This window comes from Rhizobium sp. NZLR1, from assembly GCF_017357385.1.
Lineage (GTDB): Bacteria > Pseudomonadota > Alphaproteobacteria > Rhizobiales > Rhizobiaceae > Rhizobium.
In genome coordinates this window covers 46,129-72,327 of record NZ_CP071634.1, presented here as the reverse complement: position 1 = coordinate 72,327, position 26,199 = coordinate 46,129, and the positions used below count along the sequence as shown (strand labels likewise).

20 protein-coding genes and 1 pseudogene are annotated in these 26,199 nt (G+C 62.0%); 11 read left to right on the top strand and 10 right to left on the bottom strand.

The genetic code is table 11. From position 1 onward, the window contains the following. Nucleotides 1-19 precede the first annotated feature (19 nt). From J3O30_RS26930 to J3O30_RS26890, 9 genes and pseudogenes are all read right to left on the bottom strand, one after another. On the bottom strand, nucleotides 20-919 hold the full coding sequence (locus tag J3O30_RS26930; RefSeq protein ID WP_207585469.1) for an RDD family protein: 900 nt from the start codon (nucleotides 917-919) through the stop codon (nucleotides 20-22). Continuing rightward, nucleotides 916-1,992, bottom strand: a complete 1,077-nt coding sequence (locus J3O30_RS26925; protein ID WP_207585468.1) for a stage II sporulation protein M — start codon at nucleotides 1,990-1,992, stop codon at nucleotides 916-918. The genes J3O30_RS26930 and J3O30_RS26925 overlap by 4 nt, the downstream gene beginning before the upstream one ends. Next, nucleotides 1,992-3,311, bottom strand: coding sequence for a DUF58 domain-containing protein (locus J3O30_RS26920; protein WP_207585467.1), 1,320 nt, complete (start codon nucleotides 3,309-3,311; stop codon nucleotides 1,992-1,994). Before J3O30_RS26920 ends, J3O30_RS26925 begins: the two co-directional genes overlap by 1 nt. After that, a complete protein-coding gene (locus J3O30_RS26915; RefSeq protein WP_207585466.1) occupies nucleotides 3,312-4,268 on the bottom strand; it encodes a MoxR family ATPase in 957 nt (318 codons plus the stop codon). It abuts the gene before it with no gap. Next, nucleotides 4,255-5,529, bottom strand: a complete 1,275-nt coding sequence (locus J3O30_RS26910; RefSeq protein WP_207585465.1) for a hypothetical protein — start codon at nucleotides 5,527-5,529, stop codon at nucleotides 4,255-4,257. The genes J3O30_RS26915 and J3O30_RS26910 overlap by 14 nt, the downstream gene beginning before the upstream one ends. Further along, nucleotides 5,522-6,277 carry a hypothetical protein gene (locus J3O30_RS26905; RefSeq protein WP_207585464.1) on the bottom strand — a complete coding sequence of 252 codons (756 nt, stop codon included), beginning with the start codon at nucleotides 6,275-6,277 and terminating at the stop codon, nucleotides 5,522-5,524. Before J3O30_RS26905 ends, J3O30_RS26910 begins: the two co-directional genes overlap by 8 nt. Before the next feature lie 3 nt (nucleotides 6,278-6,280). Beyond that, nucleotides 6,281-6,727: a DUF805 domain-containing protein gene (locus tag J3O30_RS26900; protein WP_207585620.1), complete on the bottom strand. Its 447-nt coding sequence runs from the start codon at nucleotides 6,725-6,727 to the stop codon at nucleotides 6,281-6,283. Between the two features lie 202 nt (nucleotides 6,728-6,929). Next, a pseudogene (locus tag J3O30_RS26895) lies at nucleotides 6,930-7,375 on the bottom strand (DUF805 domain-containing protein). 336 nt (nucleotides 7,376-7,711) lie between these two features. Beyond that, nucleotides 7,712-8,191, bottom strand: a complete 480-nt coding sequence (locus J3O30_RS26890) for a class I SAM-dependent methyltransferase (protein ID WP_207585463.1) — start codon at nucleotides 8,189-8,191, stop codon at nucleotides 7,712-7,714. Between the two features lie 124 nt (nucleotides 8,192-8,315). Between J3O30_RS26890 and J3O30_RS26885 the strand changes: the two genes are divergently transcribed. Further along, entirely contained in the window at nucleotides 8,316-9,491 is a 1,176-nt protein-coding gene (locus J3O30_RS26885) for a DUF3095 domain-containing protein (protein WP_207585462.1), read from the top strand. Nucleotides 9,492-9,665: 174 nt separating this feature from the next. On the opposite strand, the gene J3O30_RS26880 is transcribed toward J3O30_RS26885, so the two are convergent. Next, nucleotides 9,666-11,003 carry a nucleotide sugar dehydrogenase gene (locus J3O30_RS26880; RefSeq protein ID WP_207585461.1) on the bottom strand — a complete coding sequence of 446 codons (1,338 nt, stop codon included), beginning with the start codon at nucleotides 11,001-11,003 and terminating at the stop codon, nucleotides 9,666-9,668. A gap of 569 nt (nucleotides 11,004-11,572) precedes the next feature. Between J3O30_RS26880 and J3O30_RS26875 the strand changes: the two genes are divergently transcribed. The 10 genes from J3O30_RS26875 to J3O30_RS26830 all read left to right on the top strand — a co-directional run bounded on the left by J3O30_RS26875 (nucleotide 11,573) and on the right by J3O30_RS26830 (nucleotide 26,197). Then, on the top strand, nucleotides 11,573-12,916 hold the full coding sequence (locus J3O30_RS26875) for an adenylate/guanylate cyclase domain-containing protein (RefSeq protein ID WP_207585460.1): 1,344 nt from the start codon (nucleotides 11,573-11,575) through the stop codon (nucleotides 12,914-12,916). Between the two features lie 156 nt (nucleotides 12,917-13,072). Next, nucleotides 13,073-14,968, top strand: coding sequence for an ABC transporter ATP-binding protein (locus tag J3O30_RS26870; protein ID WP_207585459.1), 1,896 nt, complete (start codon nucleotides 13,073-13,075; stop codon nucleotides 14,966-14,968). Beyond that, nucleotides 14,962-16,869, top strand: a complete 1,908-nt coding sequence (locus tag J3O30_RS26865; RefSeq protein WP_207585458.1) for an ABC transporter substrate-binding protein — start codon at nucleotides 14,962-14,964, stop codon at nucleotides 16,867-16,869. Before J3O30_RS26870 ends, J3O30_RS26865 begins: the two co-directional genes overlap by 7 nt. Before the next feature lie 3 nt (nucleotides 16,870-16,872). Then, nucleotides 16,873-17,871, top strand: coding sequence for an ABC transporter permease (locus tag J3O30_RS26860; RefSeq protein WP_007628233.1), 999 nt, complete (start codon nucleotides 16,873-16,875; stop codon nucleotides 17,869-17,871). Next, nucleotides 17,871-19,043, top strand: coding sequence for an ABC transporter permease (locus tag J3O30_RS26855; protein ID WP_207585457.1), 1,173 nt, complete (start codon nucleotides 17,871-17,873; stop codon nucleotides 19,041-19,043). Before J3O30_RS26860 ends, J3O30_RS26855 begins: the two co-directional genes overlap by 1 nt. 96 nt (nucleotides 19,044-19,139) lie before the next feature. After that, entirely contained in the window at nucleotides 19,140-20,348 is a 1,209-nt protein-coding gene (locus J3O30_RS26850; RefSeq protein WP_207585456.1) for a glycosyltransferase family protein, read from the top strand. A gap of 9 nt (nucleotides 20,349-20,357) precedes the next feature. Then, entirely contained in the window at nucleotides 20,358-21,605 is a 1,248-nt protein-coding gene (locus tag J3O30_RS26845; protein WP_207585455.1) for a glycosyltransferase, read from the top strand. Continuing rightward, complete coding sequence (locus J3O30_RS26840; protein WP_207585454.1) at nucleotides 21,602-22,747, top strand: glycosyltransferase; 1,146 nt, start codon at nucleotides 21,602-21,604, stop codon at nucleotides 22,745-22,747. The genes J3O30_RS26845 and J3O30_RS26840 overlap by 4 nt, the downstream gene beginning before the upstream one ends. Before the next feature lie 169 nt (nucleotides 22,748-22,916). Continuing rightward, nucleotides 22,917-25,631 carry an ABC transporter ATP-binding protein gene (locus J3O30_RS26835; RefSeq protein WP_207585453.1) on the top strand — a complete coding sequence of 905 codons (2,715 nt, stop codon included), beginning with the start codon at nucleotides 22,917-22,919 and terminating at the stop codon, nucleotides 25,629-25,631. 98 nt (nucleotides 25,632-25,729) lie between these two features. Then, on the top strand, nucleotides 25,730-26,197 hold the full coding sequence (locus J3O30_RS26830; RefSeq protein WP_003563501.1) for a cyclic nucleotide-binding domain-containing protein: 468 nt from the start codon (nucleotides 25,730-25,732) through the stop codon (nucleotides 26,195-26,197). The last annotated feature ends 2 nt before the right edge of the window (nucleotides 26,198-26,199 follow it).

The following is a 26,199-nucleotide window of genomic DNA, read 5'->3' as shown; positions in this document are numbered from 1 at the left end:
CTTGCATGGCGAAGCCGCTTCAAACCAGCCTCTTCGCCTCTGTCCTCGTATGCTCATGGTACTTGTTTTCGCGCAGCGTTCCGAAAAGCTTCAGGCTCTCCAGATGCTCGCGCTGGGCGCGGTAGAATTCGTTGAGAAAGAACAGTTCCTGGCCGGGCTTCACGGTCTCGGGATACTGGATCCTTCGGGTAATGGTGCGGACGATCTGAGCGATCTCCACGCTGTTGCGGCTCTTCGTCGTGTCGCGGAGCACATCTTCCAGCGTCTGCAGCTCATATTTGCCGTAGATATCGAGATGCTCGGGTGAAAATTCGAATGCCGGCTGCGAGTCGGCGGCGGCAATCGCAGACAGTGCGAGGTCGGACAGCAGCACCGAGCGCGGATTGTCGACCACCAGCGTGCCGGCGATGATGTCGCCGAGCCGTTGCCGGCGCCGGTTGGCGAGCGGAACGATCACGACCACCAGAAGCCAGGCGCACGTTAAAGCGTTTTCCAATCCCGACTTGGTGGCAATCGATGCCAAAAGGGTCATGGGAGCGAAGATCTCCACCTCTTTCATCAGGTTGCGCGCGGTAACCTGATGGGGCGTCAGCCGTCGTCCGTTGGCGTTGATGACGCGGATGCCGGTTATCTTTTTCCCGAGTGTGCGTCCGTTCCAGATCAGCTCCGATAAAATGTAATAGGGGGTCCGCACCAAGAAACCCAGCAAGATGATCAGCATCATCTCGACGTTCGAAGGCAGTATCCCTGTGAAGGCGATAACGAAGGAGCAGATGACGATGAGGATACCGGTGAAGATGATGTCGAGGATTTGCGCGCCGAGGCGGCTGCCGATAGAGCCGATCGCGAAACTGATCGGAACACCCTCCGGCGGGATGAACTGTTCGACGCGGCTGCCGTCCTGAACTGACTGGTTCATCGCACAGACTCACGCGAAACTTTGCTGTCGCGGCCGCCAAACAGCAGCCAGCCCACCCAGAAGAGGCCCATCCCCCAGCCGATGGTGAGGCGCCAGATCGGATCCTGTATCAGCTGGCGAAGGAAACCTTCGATGAAGGCGGCCACGATCAGCATCAGCGCCGCAAGAATCGCGAGCTTGACGGCGTCACGTCCCTGGTGGCGCAACGCCTCCCGGCGGGTTCGTGCCCCCGGCAGAAGAACGGCAAGTCCGAGCCTTGCTCCCCCCGCGCAAGCAATGGCGATCGCCGCAAGCTCGGTTACGCCGTGGATCGAGAGCCAGCCGAAGACGTCGTATCCCAAGCCCTTGCGCGCAAACATCGCGAAGAACGCGCCCAGGATCAGGCCATTGTAAAAGGTCAGGATGAAGCTCGGCACCGACACGAAAATGCCGAGTGTGAAAATCAGCACGACGATGGTGGTGTTGTGGGAAAAGAGAAATGCGGAAAAGGCGGAGAGCCGGTCGCTGTCATGCCCTTCACCGCCATAGATCGTCGAGCGGAGATAATCGGCCGATGCATCCGGGGTGCGCTGGTCGGCCAGTCCCGGCGGCACCAAAGTATAGAACCAGCTGGGGTCGCTGGTGCAGAGCTTATAGCCCGCAAGCGCCCCCAGCACGAGCGCCAGGAAACCGATGAACAGAGGCAAAGCCGATCGGCGCACCGCCTGCGGAATGCCCTGCACCAGCAGGCGGGTGAACAGGCCGCCGAGGCTTTCCTGCGGCGCATAGACCACCAGATAGGCCCGGGCGCAGAGGCTCTCCAGATAGGCGATCAGCGCACGATCGAGGGAAATGTCGCGGGCCACGCTCAGCGAGTTCATCGCCTGCCTGTAGCCGGCGGTAAGATTGCGGACCTCATCATAACCGAGGGCGGCTGCGCCACCTTTCTCGGCCCGCGTCACGAGGTCGTCCAGCTGACGCCAGTGCATTTCGCGCTCCACCCGGAAGCGCGCCGAGCGAAGCATATCGGTCTGGATGGCGCCGACGTTGACCTTGCCGCCCGTATCTCTCCTGTCGCCGATACCGATATCCATCATATCATCTCACGGGATTTGATTTCGACGTAACGCGCAATAAGATCCGAGGTCAGTGCCTCCGGTGTGCTGTCGAGGCAGAGTACGCCGAGACGCGCCAGCTTTTCCATCACCGTGCGCCTCTCCTGAAGGATCTGGCGCGCTGCGACGGAGCGGGCGATAGCGTCCAGCGTCACCTCCTCGGGTTCCACCAGCTTTGCCAGCATCGGATCGCGCAAGGCGACGTAGACAATGAAATGATGCCGGGCGAGCACCTGAATGTTCTCGATCATCAGCTCCGCCGTGATACTGTCGACGAAATCGGAGAATATCACGATCAGCGAACGTCGTTTCAGGCGCCCCGACAGATGCGTTAATCCCAGCGTATGGTTGCTCTCCTGGGTTTCATAACGCAGCTCGGCGCACATCGTCTGCAGTCGCGGAAAGGCTGCTCTTCCAGGCAAGGCCGGCACGAACAGGCGCGGGCGGCTGTCGAAACTGTAGAAACCCACGAGATCGCCGGCAAGGCCACCGGCCCAGCACATTGCCAATGCCGCGTTGATGGCGCGATCGAGCTTGGTGAAGCCGCCGAGCTGTTCGGCCATGAGCCGTCCGGAATCGATGCACAAGATGATCTGGTGGTTTCGTTCGGCCCGCATCTCGCGCACCACTAGATTGCGCATCCGGGCGGACCGCTTCCAATCGATGCTGCGCGGATCCATGCCGCTTACAAATTCACGCAGCTGATGGAACTCCGATCCTTCGCCACGCAGCCGCAGATCTTTCTGACCGGCTTCCAGCGGCAGGATCTGCGTCCTTATCGCACCTGACAGCACCGGCGATATGTCGGGCAGAACGGCGATCTCTTTTCCCACCGGCATGCGCGCGATCATCTCGAGCAGCTTCAGCCGCGACGGCCACTTCAGCCACAGGTCATGGATGGCGTATCGTCCCCGTCGTGTCAGGTGAAGATCCAAAGAGGCCCCGGCAGATTTCTCTCCAGAGACTGACAAGGCGCTCGCCAATCTGCTTTCGCCGACGACAAGCTGGGGAGCGCAATCGAGCCGGATCTCGGTATCGTCAGGCACTGCGCCCTTCCGCGGCCGGATAGTGGCCATAAACGTGGCGGTGTGGCCGACAAAACCTTGCGGTGGGAGATCGAATTCCACCGTCATCCGGCCCGACAAGGCCGACATGACCAGATCGCCTGCCGTCAACGCCGCAAGCGCGACCCAAAGGCCGAGTAACAGGTAGCCCATATCGCGCCACCACACGCTGACGAAAACCGTCACCGCCGCCAAAATCAGAACAAGTGCGATCAGATACCGGGATGGCCGCATTTAACGGGGCGCATCCACGCGGTTCATGATGTTGCGGAGCACCTCGTCCGGTGTGCGGCCGTCGATTTCCGCCGAAGGCGAGAGAATGATGCGGTGGCGAAGCGCCGGCACCAGCAATGCTTGAACATCATCCGGCAAGCCGTAATCCCGGCCCTCGAATGCCGCACGCACACGCACGGCCGAGGCCAGAGCGTCGGCGGCGCGCGTCGATGCGCCGTAGAGAATATCGGCATCGGAGCGCGTGGCGCGCACCAGGTCGACGACATAGGTCAGGATCGTGCTGTCCAGATGGATCGCATCGATCAGCGCCCGTCCCTCGGCGAGCGTCGCACTGGTGACGAGCGGGCGGATGCCGGCATTGCGCATATCCGATTGCAGCGCCTGCTTGGCGTGTTTGGAAAGGATGGCAATTTCCGTATCTCGGTCGGGAAATTCGACGACGAGCTTGAACAGGAAGCGGTCGAGCTGGGCTTCGGGCAGGGGATAGGTGCCCTGCTGCTCGATCGGGTTCTGGGTGGCAAGCACGAAGAAATCCGGTCCCAGGGAATAATCGGTTCCGTCGAGCGTGACCATCCGCTCGTTCATCGCCTGGAGGAGCGCGGATTGCGTCTTCGGCGGAGCGCGATTGATCTCGTCGGCGAGAAGGATATCGGTAAAGACCGGACCCTTGGTCAGGTGGAACTGATTGGTCTGGAAGTTGAAGAGATTAACACCCAGGACATCACCGGGCATCAGGTCGGGCGTGAACTGGATGCGACGATAGACCAGTGCCATAGCGGCGGAAACCGAGCGCGCAAGCAGGGTTTTGGCCGTACCGGGAGGGCCCTCGACGAGACAGTGGCCGCCGGCAAAGATCGAGATCAGGACGAGATCGATGATCGCATCCTGCCCCTGCACCACTTTGCCGATTTCGCCACGAACCGTGGCGATAAGATTGCGAAATTCACCTAGATCCAAGCTCAATGCTCCCTAGCAATTTTCTGAATATCTCGAGATGGCGGTGGAGGTCCGCCCGCGTCATCACATGTCCGCGTTCGATCAGCGCCTCGGCTGTAGCGTGCAAGGCGTGCGCCCCTGCCTTGTCGCTGCGCGCCAGACGTTGAAACAGCCGCGTAATACCTGCCTGATTGCCGGCTCCAGAGCCGAAGAGCAGCTGCGCTTTATCGGCCAGCAGATGCAGCGCGAACTGGCCGGCCATCCGCCCGTCATTGCCCGACAAACGAAGCAGCCGCGCCGTAGCTTCGATCGCAGCGGTCTTCGACAGCTCGATGTTTGCAGATGCCTCACGCAAAGGCGGCCCGAAGCGATACGCGCCGCGCCAGAAGCAGATCGCTGCGACGACGAGCAGTGTTCCCCAGATGACCGACAGCGGATAGGCGAAAAACCGCTTGAGATCGGAGGCAGAGCGCTCATAGGACTTGCCCTCGTCCACCGGTTTCTCGCTGTCCAGAGGCAGGCCGACCGTATCCAGATAGACCGGCCGCGTCTCGCCGGCGCCGCGCAGCAGCGCGACGAGCGACGCGGCGAAGGAGGCGTTATCGGCCAGGGCCATCCCATGATTGTTCAACAGGTCGGGATCCGACAGAAGATAAGCGTGATGATAGTTCTCGCAATGGATGAGCAGCGCACCGGTCAGCGTGCCCGCAAGCTCCCTGCACGAGGACGGCAGGCTCGCCAGATCGAAGGTTTGCGCTCGATACAAGGCAATGCTGATTGGCTGGTCCGGCTTGAGGCGCGGATGTGCCTCTTCAAGTCCCTTCCCGCTGCGATCGAGACCCAAATCTGAATAACCGATCCTGTCGAGTTCGCCGCGGATGTCGGCGAGATCAACCAGTCCCGCTGCGCTGGCGACACCATCGGTCGACACGCTGCCACGCCATTTCGGCAAAATGATCAGCGTCGGCAGCGCGTAGCGACTTGATTCCTGGACTGAGCTTTCCGGACCCGCCTCATCCGTTTCTTCGCCCGCCTGAGGGGCAACAGTCTCGCCTCGGCGTATCGACAGGGGAACGATGCGCAGCGAGATTTCCGAACTCGCTCGGGCGACATGCGGGTCGGATCGGATGACAGGGATTCCCTTGGCCTGCAGCCACAATTCCAATCCCTTGTTGCCGAGCGGCGAGCGGTCGAAATCGCTGCCCCGCGGCAGCCAGAAGAGTGCCAGCGCTACCAGCACAAGCACCATAACCAGGATTAAAACGGGGGCCGACTTACGCATGGGTCAATCTACCGATCGACAGAAGGTCGCGCGCCGCGGCGAGAAGGGTGCTGAAATGGTTTTCCGCAACGCTGCGACCGCCGTAATGAACGAGTTCCACCGCAGTCAGGAAATTTGCAAGCCGCTCGCGGTCGGGCATATTTTTCGGCAGGCGGGCGAAAACGGCGCGTTCCGTATCGGCACGGAAAAGACGGGTTCCGGTAATATCCGCCGCGTGCAGCAGGCAATGCCTGAGCAGCAGGACAAGCGCCTGCCGTCGATCCGCCATGGCCGCAATGCGCTGCAGGAAATCGCTCGGCTTCTCCTCAGCCTCCGCGGCCGATGTGCGCCAGCTTTCCGGCGCCTCCCCCTGCCGCTTCATTTCGCGAGGAGCAGAGGAGAGCAAGACACCGCCATTTCCGAAGCGGATCCACAAGCCGATGACCGCGATGAGACCGACAAGCACGACGGCAACCGCCAGAGGACCGCTGACGACCGACTCCCGCGGGACAAACAACGGCTTGCGTTGCGGTGGCGATGTCGTCGTATTCGATGCCGGTGCGCCTTTTGCGGAGGCGTCGCCATAGACCAGCGTACAGCGCAATCCGTTCTGCAAGCACTGCGAGGCATATTCGGCTCCGGCGGCGCTCCTTTGATGAGCATCGCCCTCGGCCTGCGGACTGCTGCTGTCCTGCGCTTGCGCAGGCGGAAAGGGAGCCGAGGTGGCCAGGATCAAAGCCACCAGCAGGCCGGCGTTGCGGATGGTCATGCTCTAGGCAAAGACCTCTGCTCGCGCTTCAGGACGCAACGGATCCGGACCGAACTTGTTCGGACCTTCGGTGCCCTTCATCACGGAAATAATGGTAATCGCGAGCCCGGTAACAGTACCGACATAGGGAACCATGCCCAAGACGATCACCGCGAGATACCACCAACCGGAAATGTTGCGATCATGGAAGCGGCGAACCTGAAGGGATAGGATGGGCAAAACGAGGGCAAGCGCCAACAATCCGCCAATAATCATAAGGACGACCACCAGTGAAGATGTTCCGCCCTGCTGACCGGAAAAAGCGCCTGCCGCGAAGGCCAAAATTACTATTGCGAGAGCCAACAATGCATAGAACAGCTGAAACCACCAATATTCCGACCGGGGGGCCCTGCCGGAAAAGGTTGCGTATTTCTGCGTCAGAACAGTCCGAACAGCTTCAGTAAACCCCATTTGAAACGCTCTCATTGTGCCTGCTGCAAGCAAGGCGCCTACAGTCTTATCAACGTCCTGCTTAATAGTCGTTTTTCGGATAAAACAGCTACAATTCAAACGCAGAAATTGCAATAAGCCGGTTGCTTCAAAACAGGCGCTAACTCATGTGGAAACTAACCGCAGAAACGGAGCTACCAGCAGGCTGCGGATGCCCATGCTGTTAGGCAAAGACTTCTGCGCGCGCTTCAGGACGCAGCGGATCGCGTCCGAACTTGTTCGGACCTTCGGTGCCCGGAAGCACGTTGATCACCAGGATCGCAATAACTGCAATGAGACCATGTAGGGAACGAAATTAGCAACGCACAGCGCGAGATACCACCAGCCGGAAATGTTGCGATCATGGAAGCGGCGAACTTGAACTGCTATCGCTGGCAAAAACATCGCCAGCCAAATCAATCCGCCGAGGAAGAAGAGAAGGCCGAGCGGTGGCGGAACTCCGTCCCGGAAGTCGGAAAAGCCGGCGACCAAACTGCACAGGATGCCCATCGCAAGCAGCACTAGAACATAGAATAAGACATACCACCAATATTCGGCGCGGGACGCCCTGCCGGAGAAAGTTGCATATTTCTGCACCAGAACCGTGCCGGCAGCTTCAGTAAACCCCACTTCGATGCCCCATCTGTGCTAGCGGCGAGTCTGGTGATCGCTCGCCTTTCGGCTCGGACCTACAGCCCGACGAAAAACAGCTACAATTCAAACGCATAAATTGCAATGAGGCAGCTGCATCGCGTCAGCATCCAAACGCGATGCTTGGGCGGAAAGATTTTTTAACTTCGTTGCCCGGGGAATTCGATCGTATAATGTGGTGGTTTACACGCCTCCCCGTGCCGCGTAGCCCCCTCATCCGCCTGCCGGCACCTTTTCCCTGCGGCTGAGAAGAGAATCGTGGCAACGCCTCGCTTCTGTTGAAACCTCGGTCGCCACAGTCGCCGCTACCACGGCTTATGTCCTCCGATAAAGAAAATACCGCCCTTCCTTGATTCCCTCCGGCAGCGGCAGCGCCGCCAGTTCGGCATGCTCCAGCGGCAGGCCGCTGACGGCGATGCCGTTTGGGGCGATGACGCCGGCCATCAGCTGCGGCAGCCAGGTCAGCGTCACCGCGTCGATCTCGTCATGGCCGGTGCCGATGTCGGCATGGGCAAGGGCCGCGCCGATGCCGAGGAAGGCCTGGCCGGATTCGCGGATATTGCCGGTCACCATATCTTCCGCCGCGGGTGTCGAGGCTGAATAGGAGCGGACCTCCCAGTCGAAGGCGACGATGCGGCGGCCGGGGAAATTCTCGCGCAGGTGATCATAGGTGCGGCCATTGCCGAGGCCGAATTCCAGCACCGGACCCTCTGTTTCGCCGACCAGATCGATGATCGCGTTCAAAATGTCGCGTTGGGCCGTCAACCGGCGAATGAAGCTGTCGAGGCGGCTCATCTAATCCGTATCCGTCATGAAAAATCGTGCTCGGGTGCTAACACATGAAACCTTGCCAAGTCGATTGCCGTAAATGGGAAATGGCGTTGCAGTGGCAACATGGGTCTGTGCTAAGCTGGATGACATGAAAACCGTGACCGACGAAGAATTCTTTGCCGCCGTGCCGCTGTTCAGCGTCTTCGAGGGCGTGACCGATGCCGCCAATTATCGGCCGCTGCCGGACGGATGGGTGCTGGCGCTCGCCGACATCGTCGGCTCGACGCAGGCAATCGCCGGCGGCCGTTACAAGGACGTCAACATGGCGGGCGCCAGCGTCATTTCGGCGGTGTTGAATGCCGTCGGCAAGGGCGATTATCCCTTCGTCTTCGGCGGCGACGGTGCGCTGATCGCGCTTCCGGGTTCGCTGGAGCAGGCGGCGCGCGATGCCCTTGCCGCGGTGCAGGTCTGGGTCGAGGAAGATCTCAGCCTGATGCTGCGCATCGCCATCGTTCCCGTCGCCGACACCCGCGCCGAGGGTCTCGACGTCCGCGTCGCACGTTACTCGGCAAGCCCGCACGTCACCTATGCGATGTTCTGGGGCGGTGGCACCAGCTGGGCGGAAAGACAGATGAAGCTCGGCCGTTACGCCGTCGACCGCGCCGCCCCGGAAACCCGCCCAGATCTCACCGGCCTCTCCTGCCGCTGGAGCCCGATCGATGCGCAAAACGGCGAGATCGTCTCGATCATCGCGGTTCCCGGCGAAGGCCGCCCGGGCGAAGAATTCCGCGAGCTCGTCAACGGTATCGTCGCCATCACCACCGAACAGAACCGCGATAGCCATCCGGTGCCGGCCGGCGGCCCAAACTTCGCCTTTTCGCTGCACGGCATCAATCGCGAGGCCAAGGCCACCGCGCCGGCCGGTCGGCGGTTGCGGCAGAAGCTCTTCATCTTCCTGCAGCTCGCCGTTACCGTATTGTTCTACAGGCTCGGCATTCCGCTCGGCCGCTTCGACGCGCGCCGCTACAAAAGCGACGTCGCCGGCAATTCCGATTTCCGCAAGTTCGACGACGGGCTGAAGATGACGGTCGACGTCGATGCCGAACATCTGAAACGGATCGAGACGTTGCTGGAAGCGGCGCGGGCCAGGGGCATTGCCCGCTACGGCCTGCATCGGCAGGCCTCGGCGCTGATGACCTGCTTCGTGCCGACGCCGATTTCGCGCGACCACATGCATTTCATCGACGGTGCATCAGGCGGTTATGCGGTGGCCGCCAGCCGGATGACCGGCAAGTCGCTTTCTGCAACGCCGCCCGTCATCTGAGACGCGCACCGAAGAAAGGCAACCCGCCGCTTTGACGGCGACGGGCTGATCTCATCCTGGTTTACGCAACGACTTAGCGGGAACGGCAACGACCGGTTCGGGTAGTTTCCTTGTCGCCGTCATCGTAGGCAATGCCGACGGGTGCCATCGAGCCTCCCTTCTTAGCTGTGGCCGTCACGCCTTGATGATGTGACCGGCAGAAAGCCCGAGCCGGTTGAAGACGTTGCGCGTGTCGATGATCAGCGCAGCACTTTTTGCGAGCGTCGCATAATCCACGCTGTCATGGTCGGTCGCGACCAGCACCGCATCGTAACCGGCGACCGCTTCCGGCGTCAGCGCCACCGATTGGCGGCCCTTCAGCGCCTGGTATTCGCGTGTCGGCGGGATCTCGGTGACGAAGGGATCGTGATAATCGGCCCGTCCGCCGCGTTCCTCAATGATCTCGATCAGCCGCAGCGATGGGCTCTCGCGGATATCGGCAACGTTCTTCTTGTAGGCGAGCCCGATCACCAGCACCTTGCTGCGGCTCAGCGCCTTGCCGGCGCGGATGTCGAGGGCTTCGGCAAGCTTGCCGACGACATAACGCGGCATTGCCGAATTGATCTCGCCGGCGAGCTCGATGAAGCGGGTGGGCAGCTCGTATTCGCGCGATTTCCAGGTGAGGTAGAAGGGATCGATCGGGATGCAATGGCCGCCGAGGCCGGGGCCAGGATAGAAGGGCATATAGCCGAAGGGCTTGGTCTTGGCCGCGTCGATCACTTCCCAGACATCGATGCCCATCGCCGCATAGACGGTCTTCAGCTCGTTGACGAGGGCGATGTTGACCGAGCGGAAGATGTTTTCGGTAAGCTTCACCGCCTCGGCCGTCGCGTTCGAGGAGACCGGAACGACGGTCGAGACCGCCGCACCGTAGAAGGCCTTCATCAAGGACAGCGCCTCAGTGCCGTCGCCGGCGACGACCTTCGGGATGGTGGCGGTATGATAATTCTGGTTGCCGGGATCCTCCCGCTCCGGCGAGAAGCCGACGAAGAAGTCCGAACCGGACTTCAGCCCGGTGCCTTCGAGAATGACCTTGACGATATCATCGGTCGTGCCGGGATAGGTGGTCGATTCCAGCACGACGAGCTGGCCGGGGCGCAGATGCGCGGCGATCGAGCGCGACGTCGCCTCGACGAAGGAAAGGTCGGGATCGCGGTGTTTGGTCAGCGGCGTCGGCACGCAGATGATGATGACGTCGCAGGCGGCAAGCCCGGCGAAATCGGTCGTCGCCTCGAAGCGTCCTGCTTTGATCTCGGTGGCAAGCGCTGCGTCGCTGACCGCGTCGATATAGGAGCGGCGGGCATCGAGCGCCACCATCTTGGAGGGATCGATGTCGAAGCCGGTGACCGCAAAGCCGCTGCGCGCCACCGCCATCGCCAGCGGCAGGCCGACATAACCGAGCCCGATGATGCCGGCACGCGCCGCGCGGGTGTCGATCTTCTGCAAAAGCGTATCGAAGGTGGAGAGAGCCAAGGCGGGATCTTTCAAACGGGGAAATTCAGGAAGCTGATCTAATGCATGATTGCGGTGAATTAAACCCGGGGGCGGATGTTCCTCTTTTCCCGGCGGCATGCCGTCCTGTCGATGCCAGTGGCTTCCCCTCACCCTAGCCCTCTCCCCGTAAAAACGGGGAGAGGGGACGTGCCCTGCGCGAGGTGGGTGGGAACGGAGAGGTCGCGGCTCGGCAGGCGGATGAGGGGCAGGTCTCGCCGACATATTTGAAAACCCCTTAGCCGGGGTGTGGCCAAAATGCCCCGCCGCCATCCTTTGCTGCAACTTCAGGGCACAAAAAATGCCGATCCCATTGTTTCGCATTTGCAGCATCCCTATTTTGACTTTTGATAATGAACCGCCGTGAAAGGACCGCCCCTCCGATCCCCCGATAGGGAGCAAAGGGGTGCCGCTGCCGGGCTCTCGGCAGATCGTTGACAAATAATACCGCTCGTACATCCTGATTTCCTTGTGACCTGCGCATGAAAATGTGCCGGCCGGGGGATTTTTGGCTCTTGAGGATGGCGTGGCTTATGAGGATCATACCGAGAATGAGCACGATCGAATCCAGCGTCTCCTCCATCCTGTTGGACCGGGTCGCCGAATGGCTGACGAACTCTTCGCTGGCCGGAGACGAGCTGGAAAACATTGTGCGCGGTTTCTGCGAACGGCTCGCCTCCGCCGGCCTGCCGATTGCGCGCGTGCATCTGACCTTTTCGATGCTGCATCCGCTCTACGACGCGCTGAGCTTCACCTGGCGGCGCGCCAGTGGCGTCACCATCGAGGGCTTCCGCATGCCGGCCGGGCAGAAGCCGGACCGCTTCCTGCAGAGCCCTTATTATTACCTGCTCGACAACAATCTGCAGCACATCCGCCGCCGGCTGATGCAGGAAGGGCCGGCCGAATTCCCGATCTTCGAGGACCTGCGCAAGGACGCTATCACCGATTACCTGGCCTTCGTGCAGCCCTTCGGCGACGGTTCGGTGCAGGGCATGATGGGCTCCTGGTCGACCGACCACCATAACGGCTTTTCCGACGACATGATCGATGCGCTGCTGAGAATGCAGAACCATCTGGCCGTCGCCGCCAAGATGGCCGTGCTCGGCAAGCTCGCCAACAACATGCTGACCACCTATCTCGGCGGCGATGCCGGTAAGCGGGTGCTGAACGGCCAGATCCGCCGCGGCGACGGCGAGACGATCCGCGCCGCCCTGGTCATGGGCGACATGCGCGAATCCACCGTGTATGCCGAAAAGGAAGGCCGCCAGGCCTATATCGACACGCTGAACCAGTTCTTCGACGCGATCGCCGCGCCGTTCAACCGCAATGGCGGCGAGATACTGAGTTTCCTCGGCGACGGCTTCCTCGCCGTCTACCCCTGCGGGCGCCACAAGGACCCGTCGAAAATCGCCTGCGAGGCAGCACTTTCCGCCGTCCATCAAGCGCAGGCGCGGGTTGCCGAACTCAACAGGGATCGCGAGCAGAAAGGCCTCAGCAAGGTCGGCTACGGCATCGGCCTGCACGTCGGCAACGTCATGTTCGGCAATGTCGGCCTCAAGGATCGGCTGACCTTCTCGGCCTTCGGCTCGGCGGTCAACGAGGTGCAGCGCCTGCAGATCCTGACGAAGAAATACGGCCGCGAGGTCGTCGCCAGCCAGGCCTTCGCCGGTTATTGCGGCGGCGAATGGACGACGCTCGGCGAAGAAAAGCTGCGCGGCATCCGCCAGAAGGTGACGGTGCTGCAGCCGCGTGCGCCCACCCCCGAGATCAACGTCGACGAGAGCTTCCGCGAGGCCGTCCAGAACGGACTTTCAGAAGCCGAGCAGGTCATTCTCCTGCACCGTGACGCGAAGAAACAAGTCGAGCGCACAACCATGGAGAAGTTCATCCAGTAAAGCCACGAAACTCCTGCCATAAATCTGCGCATCCCGCCTGGGGAACTTCGGCGGGACGTGGCAGTTTTCCCTTGATTGTCATCTGCTAGACACCCCGTTTGCGGTACGATAGTGTTGCCTCAACGGGAACATAGAAGACTGGGGAATTTCATTGGTATGGCGTCTGCAGCCGATTTGTTGCGTATTGAAAATCTCGACGTTTCCTTCTCGGTTTTCGGCGACCGGCTGCGCGTCGTAAAGGAAGCCAATCTTCGCATCCTTCCGGGCAAGGTCACCGCTCTCGTCGGCGAATCCGGCTCCGGCAAATCGGTGATCAGCCAGTCGGTCATGGGCATTCTGCCCAACCCGGCCAGCGCCTCCGGCCGCATCCTCTTCACCGATCCGCTCGACGGCACCGCGACCGATATTCTGTCGCTCTCGCGCGACAGCGAGGAAATGCGCGACCTGCGCGGCCGGCGCATGGCGACGATTTTCCAGGAGCCGATGACCTCGCTCTCGCCGCTGCACACCGTCGGCAACCAGATCGGCGAAGCGCTGCTGATCCATACCGAAGCCGACAAGCAGGAAGCACGGGAGAAGACCGAGGAAATGCTCGGCCTCGTCGGCTTTTCCAATCCCCACCGCACCTACGACATGTATCCGTTCGAACTGTCCGGCGGCATGCGCCAGCGCGCGATGATCGCCATGGCGCTGATCTGCAAGCCGGCGCTGCTGATCGCCGACGAGCCGACAACGGCGCTCGACGTGACGATCCAGGCGCAGATCCTCGAGCTGCTGCGCGATCTGCAGGCCAAGCTCGGCATGGCGATGCTGCTCATCACCCACGATCTCGGCATCGTCGCCAATATGGCCGACGAGGTGGTCGTCATCTATCACGGCGAGATCATGGAGGCCGGGCCGGTAGAGGCAATCTTCCGCAATCCGCAGCATCCCTATCTCAAGGCGCTGATGGCCGCCGTTCCGCATTTCGACATGAAACCCGGCGAGCGGCTGAAGGCGCTGCGCGACGTGCCGGTCAATCTCGAGACCCTCGTCGGCAAGAAGAAGCCGTTGCAGGCGGAGGCGCCGGGCACACTGCTTTCGGTCGCCAACCTCTCGAAAACCTATAAGACGCGCAAGCGCAGTTTCCTCGGCAAGCACGAAGCCGCCGTCGTGCACGCCGTCGACGACGTCAGCTTCGACATCCGCCGCGGTGAATGCCTCGGCCTGGTCGGCGAATCCGGTTGCGGCAAGACGACGCTCAGCAAGATCCTGATGCGCGCCATCACACCCGACAGCGGCGCGGTGGTGTTCAACGACGGCAAGGACGTAATCGACGTGCTTTCGGTGCGCGGCGAAGCGTTGCAGGATATGCGCACCAAGATCCAGATGGTGTTCCAGGATCCGGTCTCCTCGCTCTCGCCGCGCATGACGGTGCGCAACATCCTCAGCGAACCGCTGGAGATCCACGACCGCGGCGACAGTGACGAGCGCAAGCGCAAGGTCGAAGGCTTGATGGCGGCGATCGGCCTCGACAAGCGTTATCTCAGCCGCTACCCGCATAGTTTTTCGGGCGGCCAGCGCCAGCGCATCGGCATCGCCCGCGCCCTGGCGCTCGGCCCGAAGCTCGTCATCCTCGACGAGCCGGTCTCGGCTCTCGACGTTTCCGTCCAGGCGCAGATCCTCAATCTGCTGAAGGATCTGCAAAAAGAGCTGGGGCTGACCTATCTCTTCATCTCGCATAATCTCGCCGTCGTCGATTACATGGCCGACCGCATCGCGGTGATGTGCAAGGGCCGCATCGTCGAGATCGCGCCGCGCGAGATCATCCTGCGCGACCCGGTGCACCCCTATACGAAATCGCTGCTCGCCGCCGTCCCCTTCCCCGATCTCGACCGGCCGCTCGATTTCAAGGCGCTCCGGGAAAACGGCGCTGCCGACAAGCAGAACTGGGGCGCGACCTTCACCGCCGCGCATGACGACGCCTCCGAGCTTGCCTATGCCGATCTCGGCGACGGCCATCTGGTGCGCGCCCGCAAAGGCGCCGATGCCAAGGAGTTGCGCGGATGGTGACGCGTCGCATTTTTCTGGGCGGCCTTGTCGGCGCAGCGATCGCGCCGGCGGTGCTTCGGGCGCAACAGGCCGGCGAGCCGGAATTCCTCAAGGACCAGCTCACATCCGGCAGCCTGCCGCCGATGGCCGAGCGCATTCCCGCTCGCCCTCGCATCGTCAACCTGAAGGAAATGGGGCTTGCACCCGGCAGCTACGGCGGCACGGTGCGCACCATCATCGGCAGCCAGCGCGACATCCGCTTCATGACGATCTACGGCTATGCCCGCATGGTCGGCTACAACAAGCACCTGCAGTTCCAGCCGGATATCCTCGCCGATTTCCGCTCGGAGGACGACACCGTCTTCACCTTCACGCTGCGCGAGGGCCATAAATGGTCAGACGGCCAGCCGTTCACGGCCGACGATTTCCGCTACTGGTGGGAAGACGTCATCCTGAACGACAAGCTGACGCCCGGCGGCGGTGCGCTGGAGCTTCGCCCTCATGGCAGCCTGCCGCGCTTCGAGATGCTCGATCCGCTGACGGTGCGCTACACCTGGGATAAACCCAACCCGATGTTCCTGCCGACGCTGGCCGGCCCCATCCCGCTGGTCATCGTCGGGCCTGCGCATTATCTCAAGCAGTTCCATAAGAAGTTCCAGCCTGACCAGGCGAAGATGGACCAGATGATGCAGGCCAACCGCGTCAAGAAGTGGCAGGACCTGCACATCAAGATGGCCCGCTCCTACCGGCCTGAGAATCCCAACCTGCCGACGCTCGATCCCTGGCGCAATACGACGCCGCTGCCGGCCGAACAATTCGTCTTCGATCGCAATCCGTTCTTCCACCGCGTCGACGAGACCGGCAGGCAGCTTCCCTATCTCGACCGGTTCATTCTCAACGTCTCCTCCTCGTCGATCATCGCCGCCAAGGCGGGTGCCGGCGAGGCCGACCTGCAGGCGACCGGCATCGATTTCAACGACTACACCTTCCTGAAGGAGGCCGAGAAGCGCTTCCCGGTGAAGGTCAATCTCTGGAAGGTGGCGCGCGGCTCGCGCATCACGCTGTTGCCGAACCTCAACTGCGCCGACGAGGTGTGGCGCGGCCTTTTCCGCGACGTGCGCCTGCGCCGCGCCTTGTCGCTGGCGATCGACCGGCACGAGATCAACATGGTCGCCTTCTACGGCCTCGGCACGCCGAGTGCCGATACCGTCCTACCCGACAGTCCGCTGTTCAAACAGGAATATGCCGATGCCTTCGTGAAGTTCGATGTCGACGAGGCCAACCGCCTGCTCGATGAGCTCGGCCTGACCCAGCGCGGCGATGACGGCATCCGGCTGTTGCCGGACGGGCGGCGCGCCGAGATCACCGTCGAAACCGCCGGCGAGAGCAATCTCGATACCGACGTGCTGGAGCTGGTCCACGATCACTGGGCCAATATCGGCCTTGCGCTCTATACCCGCACCTCGCAGCGCGACGTCTTCCGCAACCGCGCCATGAGCGGCTCGATCATGATGTCGATCTGGTACGGGCTCGACAATGGCGTGCCGACGGCCGACATGTCGCCCTCAGGGCTGGCGCCGACGCTCGACGATCAGCTGCAATGGCCGCTCTGGGGCATGCATTACCTCTCCGCCGGCCAGGAGGGCGCCGCACCGGACTTGCCGGAAGCAGCCGAACTGGTCGACCTGCTCGGCCAATGGGGCTCGACGGCGAAATTCGAGGAGCGCCAGGTGATCTGGCACAAGATGCTGTCGCTCTATACGCAGCAGGTGTTCTCGATCGGGCTGATCAACAGCACGCTGCAGCCGGTCCTTTGCGCCGCCAAGCTGCAGAACCTGCCGGAGAAAGCCCTCTACGGCTTCGATCCCACCTCCTATCTCGGCATCTACATGCCGGATACATTCTGGTACAAGGAGGCCTGAGGCGTGCTCAGATACATTCTCTGGCGCATCGCCGCCATGGTGCCGACGCTCTTCGTCATTTCAGCGCTGGTTTTCACCATCATCGAGCTGCCGCCGGGCGACTTCTTCGAAAGCCAGATCGCCGAACTGCGCGCCTCCGGCGAGACCGCCAACCTCCAGGAAATCGAGGAGATGCGCCAGCAATACGGCTTCGACAAGCCGGAGATCGTGCGCTATTTCTACTGGGTCGGCGGCATGCTGCACGGCGATTTCGGCTATTCCTTCGAATACCAGCTGCCGGTCTCCGACGTCGTCGGCGAGCGCCTGTGGCTGACGATCCTCGTCTCCTTCACCACTATCCTGCTTACCTGGCTGATCGCCTTTCCAATCGGCATCTATTCGGCCACGCACCAGTATAGCTGGAGCGATTACGGGCTGACCTTCTTCGGCCTGCTCGGCATCGCCATACCGAACTTCATGCTGGCGCTGATCCTGATGTATTTCGCCAATATCTGGTTCGGCATCTCGATCGGCCATCTGATGGACCAGCAATATATCTCGGCGCCGATGAGCTGGGAGAAGGCGCGGTCGATCCTCTCCCATCTCTGGATCCCCGTCATCATCGTCGGCACGGCCGGCACCGCCGGCATGATCCGCCGCTTGCGCGCCAACCTGCTCGACGAGATGCAGAAGCAATATGTGACGACAGCGCGCGCCAAGGGTCTGCATCCGATGCGGGCGCTGCTCAAATATCCGCTGCGCATGGCGCTCAACTTCTTCGTCGCCGACATCGGCTCGATCCTGCCGTCGATCATCTCGGGCGCCGAGATCGTTGCAATCGTCCTGTCGCTGGAGACGACGGGACCGATGCTCATCAAGGCGCTGCAGAGCCAGGACATGTATCTCGCCGGCTCGTTCCTGATGTTTTTGGCCTTCCTCAACGTCATCGGCGTTTTGATCTCCGACATCGCCCTCGGCTTTCTCGATCCCCGCATCCGTCTGCAAGGCAGGAGCACCAAATAATGTCGCCCCTTCCCGCACCCGGCGCGCCGCTTCCGCATTATGTCTCGACCGCGCCTTTCGACCCCTTGGCGACCGAGACCATGACGGCGGCGCAATCGCGCATCCATCTCGCCTCGCAAAAGCAGCTGATGTGGTGGAAGTTCAAGCAGCACAAGCTGGCCTTGATCTCCGGCATCTTTCTCGCCCTCGTCTACCTGATGATCCTGATCGTCGAATTCCTGGCGCCCTACGGTCTGCACACGCGCAACGTCGATTTCATCCATGCGCCGCCGCAAAGCATCCATTTCTTCGACAAGGGCAGCTTCGTCGGTCCGTTCGTCTACGGCCGCAGCATGACGCTCGATCTCGACACTCTGCACCGCGTCTATGCCGACAAGACGAACGACGTGCAGCCGATCCGTTTCTTCTGCCGCGGCGATGCCTATAAATTCTGGGGAATTGCCGCCTCGAACTATCATCTGGTCTGCCCGGCAATCGGCGGGCAGATGTTCCTGCTCGGCACTGACCGGCTCGGCCGTGACGTGCTGTCGCGCATTCTCTACGGCGCACGGATATCGCTGACGATCGGTCTGATCGGCATTTCGATCAGCTTCGTGCTCGGCATCGTCATCGGCGGCCTTGCCGGTTATCGCGGCGGCATTTTCGATCTCATCGTCCAGCGCCTGATCGAAGTGCTGCAATCGCTGCCGAGCCTGCCGCTGTGGATGGCGCTGGCGGCGATCATGCCGGTGACCTGGAGCCCGATCGTCATCTATTTCGGCATCACCGTCATCCTCGGCATCATCGACTGGACGGGGCTTGCCCGCGCGGTGCGCTCCAAGCTGCTGGCGTTGCGCGAGGAGGACTACGTCCAGGCGGCACAGCTGATGGGCGCCAGCACGCCGCGCATCATCGGCCGGCATCTGGTGCCGGGTTTCATGTCGCATCTCATTGCCTCGGCGACGATTTCAATCCCCGGCATGATCCTCGGCGAGACCGCACTCTCCTTCTTGGGCCTCGGTCTTCGCCCGCCGATCACCAGCTGGGGTATTCTGCTGACCGAGGCAAAAAGCGTCAGCGTCATCGCCTTTTATCCTTGGTTGCTCTATCCGATCATTCCTGTTGTTCTTGTCATTTTGGCGTTCAACTTTCTGGGAGACGGCTTGCGTGATGCGGCAGATCCCTACAAATAGCAGGAAGTTCCGCGGCGCCTCACGGCACCGCCCCCATCTCCTGGCCTCCGGACGGTGGGGGTACTAACCATGTTGCTCAGCCCAGAAGGGATGCCCATGTCCAGACGACTCGAAGATGCGCGCATCCTCATGTACAGCCACGACACCTTCGGTCTCGGCCACCTGCGCCGCTGTCGCGCCATCGCCCATGCGCTGGTCGAGGATTATCGCGGCCTCAACATCCTGATCATTTCAGGGGCGACGATCGCCGGCGCCTTCGATTACCGCGCCCGCGTCGACTTCGTGAAGATCCCGAGCGTCATCAAGCTCCGCAACGGCGAATATACGTCGCTCGCCAGCCATATCGACCTGCACGAGACGCTGAAAATGCGCGAATCGAGCATCCGCCATACGGCCGAGACCTTCCAGCCCGATATTTTCATCGTCGACAAGGAGCCGATGGGACTGAAAGGGGAGGTCGAGGATACTCTGGCCTATCTCAAGGCCCGCGGCACCGTGCTGGTGCTCGGCCTGCGCGAAGTCATGGACGCGCCGCATCTGCTCGACGCCGAGTGGAAGAGGAACGGCATCATGCAGAAGATCGACCAATATTACGACAGCGTCTGGGTCTATGGCCCGCCTGATTTCTACGATCCGCTTGTTGGTCTCGACGTGCCGGCCAGCCTGCGCCGGAAGATGGATTTCGTCGGTTTTCTGCAGCGCAGCGTCTCCAAGGGCAAGACCTCGGTCAACGCCCGCAAGGACAATTACCTCCTGGTCACCACAGGCGGCGGCGGCGACGGCTCCGATCTCGTCCACGACGTCATGAACGCCTACGAGGCCGATCCGACGCTGACGCAGAAGGCGCTCGTCGTGCTCGGACCCTATATGCCGGCCGCCGAGCGCGCCAAGCTGGTGCAGAAGGGCGAAGCCATCCCGTATATCGAGGTGATCGAGTTCGACAACCACATGGAAGAGCTGATCGACGGCGCCACCGGCGTCGTCGCGATGGGCGGCTACAACACCTATTGCGAGATCCTCTCCTTCGACAAGCCGGCCCTCATTGTGCCGCGCGTCAAGCCGCGCGAGGAACAGTTGCTGCGCGCCCAGCGGGCAAGCGAGCTCGGACTCGTCGACATGCTGCTGCCGGAACAATCGGTCGATCCGACCATCATGGCCGAGGCTCTGAAGCGTCTTCCCTCCCGGCTGCCGCCATCAAAGAGCGGCAGCAATATGCATCTCGAGGGGCTGGACCACATCTCGCAGACCGTCGGCCGATGGATCGACGGCCGCGGCAGCCACCTTTCCCTCGTCGGCGCGGAATAGGGAACAGCCTTGCCGCCACGCCGCAAGATCCTCGTCGTGCTGAAAGGCTATCCCCGCCTTTCGGAAACCTTCATCGCCCAGGAGCTGCTCGGCCTCGAAAAGGCCGGCTTCGACCTCACGCTGATTTCGATGCGCCGGCCGACCGACAAGAAGCGCCATCCCGTGCATGACGAGATCAGGGCGCGGGTCGTCTACCTGCCGGAATATCTGCATGAAGAGCCGATCCGCGTGCTGAAGGGCCTGGTCGCCGGTTTTTCCAAACCGGGCTTCAAGGCGCTGATCAAACGCTTCCTCGCCGACCTCACGCGCGACCTCTCCCGCAACCGCTTCCGCCGTCTTGGCCAGGCACTGGTGCTGGGACGAGAATGGCCGGACGGCGGGCAATGGCTGCATGCCCATTTCATCCACACACCGGCTTCGGTGACGGAATATGCGAGCATCCTCACCGGCACGCCCTGGACCTGTTCGGCGCATGCCAAGGACATATGGACGTCACCCGACTGGGAGTTGCACGAGAAACTCGGCAGTGCCCGCTGGGCCGTCACCTGCACCAGGACGGGCTATGAGCACATGCGCGCACTGACGTCCCGCAAGGATGCGGTGCACCTAAGTTACCACGGGCTCGATCTTGCCCGTTTCGGCCATTTTGCCGGCGAGCGTTCGGACAGGACCGGCAGCGACCCCGCCGATCCCGCCTTCATCCTTAGCGTCGGCCGCGCCGTCGAAAAGAAGGGCTACGACGTGCTGCTGCGCGCGCTGGCCCTGTTGCCCGCCGACCTCCACTGGCGCATGGAGCATATCGGCGGCGGCGAGGAGCTTGCGAGGCTGAAGGCGCTGGCAGCCGAACTCGGCCTTGCCGACCGCATCGTCTGGAAGGGCGCCATGGCGCAGGAAGACGTGCTCGATCATTATCGCCGCGCCGACCTCTTCGCGCTTGCCTGCCGGATCGCCGCCAACGGCGACCGCGACGGCCTGCCGAACGTGCTTGTGGAAGCCGCGAGCCAGCGGCTCGCCTGCCTCTCGACCGACGTATCCGGCGTGCCGGAGCTGCTGACGGACGGTGAAAACGGCCTGGTGGTGCCGCCAGAGGATCCGGCGCTGCTTGCCAAAGCGCTGGAGGCGGCAATCCGCGACCCGGCCCTGCGCAAGCGCCTCGGCGACGCCGCCGAAAAGCGGGTGCGCGAAGATTTCGACTATCACTCCAGCATCAGACAGCTCACCGGCCTGTTCGAGGCCGAATGGCAGAAGGCGTCATGACGGCACCGCGCATCTTCTTCTACGTCCAGCACCTGCTCGGCATCGGCCACATAGCCCGCGCCAGCCGCATCGCCAGTGCGCTTGCCAAGGATGGTTTCGACGTCACCGTCATCACCGGCGGCCTGCCGGTTCCGGGTTTTCCGGGCGAGGGTGTGAAGACCGTGGCCTTGCCGGCGGTCGTTGCCAGCAATGCCGGTTTCTCCGGTCTCGCCGATGCCGATGGCCGGCCAGCGGGCGAGGATTTCCTCCATGCCCGCCGCGATCTGCTACTTAACGCCTTTCATGCAGCAAGGCCCGATGTCGTCATCATCGAAGCCTTTCCCTTCGGCCGCCGGCAGATGCGCTTCGAACTGCTGCCTTTGCTTGCCGCAATCGACAAGGCCGAGCCCCGACCGAAACTCTTGAGCTCGGTGCGCGACATCCTGCAGGAAAACCGCAAGGCCGGCCGCGACGCGGAAACCGCCGCCCTGGTCAAAGCGCATTTCGATGCCGTGCTGGTCCACGGCGATCCGAGCTTCGTCAGGCTCGAAGACACGTTCCCGCTGACAGGGGAGATCGCCGACAGGCTGCGTTATACCGGCCTCGTCGCAGCGCCGCCGGCGCCGGAACCGACCGAGATATTCGATATCATCGCATCGGCGGGCGGCGGCGCGGTCGGCGCCGCGCTGATCGGTGCGGCGAAAGAGGCGGCGGCGATGCTGCCCGCCGATCTCCGCTGGCTGCTGATATCGGGTCCCAACCTGCCGGAAGCCGATTTCGCCGCGCTGTCGCAGGACGCGCCTGCGAATGTGACGCTGGTGCGCTTCCGCAAGGATTTTCCCTCGCTACTGCGCGGCGCCAAGGTTTCGATCTCGCAGGCCGGCTATAACACGGTCGGCGACCTCCTGCGCACCGAATGCCGGGCGATCCTCATCCCCTTCGTTGTCGGCGGCGAGACCGAGCAGACGGTGCGCGCCGAGCGGCTGCAGGCGCTTGATCTGGCCGATATCCTGCCGGAAACCGGACTGACGGCTGGCCATGTGAAAGAGGCCGTCGAAAAGGCGCTCGCCACGGCGCGCCGCGAGCCGGTATTGCTCGATCTCGACGGCGCCGAGAAAACCGCTGGCATCATTCGCTCCATGCTGGCCGAATCGCTCGCCTAATCCAAAATTCCTGTGATATAAGCAATGTTCCGGCGAGAATCGGCGTTTCTGCAGCCGGTCGCTTCGCCTTGTTTTCATTGCGATATCGGCGGTCCGGCTGCATGGTCCTGTTCTCAACATTCCTCCCCATCCCGGCCCCCGGAATTTCCCAGCAAGCTGACGGTTAGCCATGGAAAAAAGCCTCGCCCGCTACATCTGGAAAAACACGCGGCTGCAGCAGCTGTGGATTCTGGCTGTCGTCGCCGCCTCGATGGTGCCCTACTTCCTGTCCTTCGACCTGCCGAAGCAGATCGTCAACGGACCGATCCAGGGTGACGGCTTCGAAGGTCCGGGCGCACGGCAGACCTTCATGCACATTGCCTACGACATCCCGCTGATCGGCCATGTCGAGTTCTTTCAAGGCTTGCAGCTCAACCGCTTCCAGATGCTGATGGCCCTTAGCCTGGTGTTCCTGGCGCTGGTGGTGCTGAACGGCCTCTTCAAGTTCTATATCAACACCTATAAGGGCCGGCTTGGCGAGCGCATGCTGCGCCGTATCCGCTTCGAGCTGGTCGACCGGGTGCTGCGTTTTCCGCCCATTCATTTCAAGCGGGTAAAATCCGCCGAGATCGCCACCATGATCAAGGACGAGGTGGAGCCGATGGGCGGTTTCACCGGCGATGCCTTCGTCTCGCCTGCCCTTCTCGGCGGCCAGGCGATCACCGCACTCGCCTTCATCATCGTCCAGAATTTCTGGCTCGGCATGATCGCCGCCGGCATCGTCGGCGTCCAGGCCATCATCATCCCTCGCATGCGCAAGCGGCTGCTGGAGCTCGGCCGCCAGCGGCAGCTGACGGCACGCGAGCTTTCCGGCCGCGTCGGCGAAATCGTCGACGGCATTGGCACGATCCACGGCAACGACACCTCCAACCTCGAACGCGCCGACATCGCCTCGCGGCTTGGCCGGATCTTTTCGATCCGCTACGACCTTTACCAGTGGAAGTTCCTGGTGAAGTTCATCAACAACTTCCTCGCCCAGGTCACGCCTTTCCTGTTCTACGCGATCGGCGGCTACCTGGCGCTGCAGGGCAGGCTCGATATCGGCCAGCTCGTCGCCGTCATATCAGCCTATAAGGACCTGCCCGGGCCGCTGAAGGAACTGATCGACTGGGACCAGATGCGCCAGGACGTGCAGGTGAAGTACCAGCAGGTCTATGAGCAGTTCAATGTCGAGCCGCTGATCGACAGCCGCATCCAGGAGCTCGCCACTGCCCCGGTGGGTCCGCTGACGCATGCGTTCGTTGTCACCAACCTCTCACTCTCCGATGACAGCGGCGCCCGCCTGGTCGACCACGTCTCCGTCGAGATCAAGCCGAACGAGACAGTTGCGATCGTCGGCCCGAACGGCAGCGGCGCGGAAGCCTTCGCCGAAGCGCTCGGACGCATGGTCTGGCCGGATTCCGGCCGCATCACCATCGACGGGCAGGACCTGTTGGCTATGCCGGAATCGATCACCGGCCGGCGCATCTCCTACGCCTCGGCCGACACCTTCTTCTTCCATGGCACGCTTGCCAGCAATCTGCTCTACGGCCTCAAGCACGCGCCGATGACCGATCCGGTCTACGACGAGCAGGAAGCGCTGGAATACAAATGGCATTCCATCGAGGCGGTGAAGGCCGGCAATCCGACGCTCGACCTCAACAGCGACTGGGTGGACTATAAGGCAGCCGGCGCCAGCGGGCCGGAAGACCTTTTGAAAGCGATCCGCCCGGTGCTCGACGCCGTGATGATCTCGCAGGACATTCTGGATCTGGCGCTGCGATCGACCGTCAACACCGACGTGCATGTGGCCGTCAGCGATCACGTCGTCGCACTGCGTGCCTCGCTCCGGGACCGGCTGCGCGACGAAGGGCTCGACACGATCGTCGTGCCTTTCGATTTCGACGCCTATAACGGCCAGGCGACGGTTGGCGAGAACCTGCTCTTCGGCACGATGAAGCGGCCGCTGATGACCAATCGCAGGCTGGCCGCGCATCCCTATTTCCAGCAGCTGTTCCGCGAAACCGGCCTCAGCACCGATCTCTATGCCATGGGCCTGGAGATCGCCGAGAATGCGGTGGAACTCTTCCATGATCTGCCGCCGGACCATCCGTTCTTCCAGCAGCTGACCTTCATGACGGCGGATGACATTCCGACCTATCAGGCGCTGCTGCAGAAACTGCAAAGCCGCCGCTTCGAAGACGCGACGCCCGAGGAACGTTCGGCCATCATCCGGCTGAGTTTTGCCTATATCGAGCCGCGCCACCGCTTCGGCTTGCTGACGGACGAGCTGATGGGCAAGATCGTCAACGCCCGCAAGCAGTTTCACGAGCATATTCCGGCCGATCTCGCCGAGCTGATCGAGCGCTACGACGCCGAGCGTTTCACCCCGTCTGCAAGCCTGATGGACAATGTGCTCTTCGGCCGCATCGCCTATCAGCAGGCCGACGCCTCCGATCGCATCCGCGGCATCATGGGCGAGCTCTTCGACGCGCTCGACCTTTATGACGATGTTCTGTCGATCGGCCTCGAATTCGACGTCGGCTCCGGCGGCAAGCGGCTGACTATGGTGCAGCGGCAGAAGCTGAACCTTGCCCGCGCGCTGTTGAAACGCTCGGACTATTTCATCTTCAATCGGCCGCTATCGGCGCTAGACCAGCGCGTTCAGGATCAGATCACCCGCAACATCGTCGAAGACCTTCACGAAGAAGGCCAGCGGCCGGCAATCATCTGGGTGCTTTCCAATGCCCGGATGGCAGAGGTGTTCGACCGGATCCTGCTCTTCGACCGCGGCGGACTGGCGGAAGCCGGAAACTATCCGGAACTTTCCGAGAAAAACGGGATGTTCAAGGAACTGTTATCGTAATATTCTATAGGGGCGGCGATGGTAGGTGTTCCCGATGGGACGCCCGGAATTGAAGACATCTGGTTCGAAGAACCCGGCGTCAGGGGATTGAAACGCTCATGCTGTTGAGAGACGAAGTCGAAATGCTGCGACGGGTGCCGATCTTTTCGAGGATTGCGCCAGCAAAGCTCAAGCTTTTGGCCTTCACCTCCGACCGCATGACCTACAAGGCCGGTCAGAACCTCTTCCATCAGGGCGATGTCGGCGACGCCGCCTATGTGATTCTTTCCGGCACCGCCGACATCATCGTCTCCTCACCGGCCGGCGAGATCAAGGTTGCCGATGTCGAGCTCAATTCCATCGTCGGCGAAATCGCCATCCTCTGCGATGTCTCGCGCACGGCAACGGTGCGCGCCACCTCCCCGCTCGAAGTGCTGCGCATCAGCAAGGAGCACTTCCTGAAGCTGCTCAGCGACTTCCCCGAAATGGCCGTGGAAATCATGCGCGTTCTCGCCGACCGCCTGAACCACACGACGGCGGAATTGACCGCGGCCCGCGCGGCAAAGCAGCCGCAGATGGCGCAGTAAAA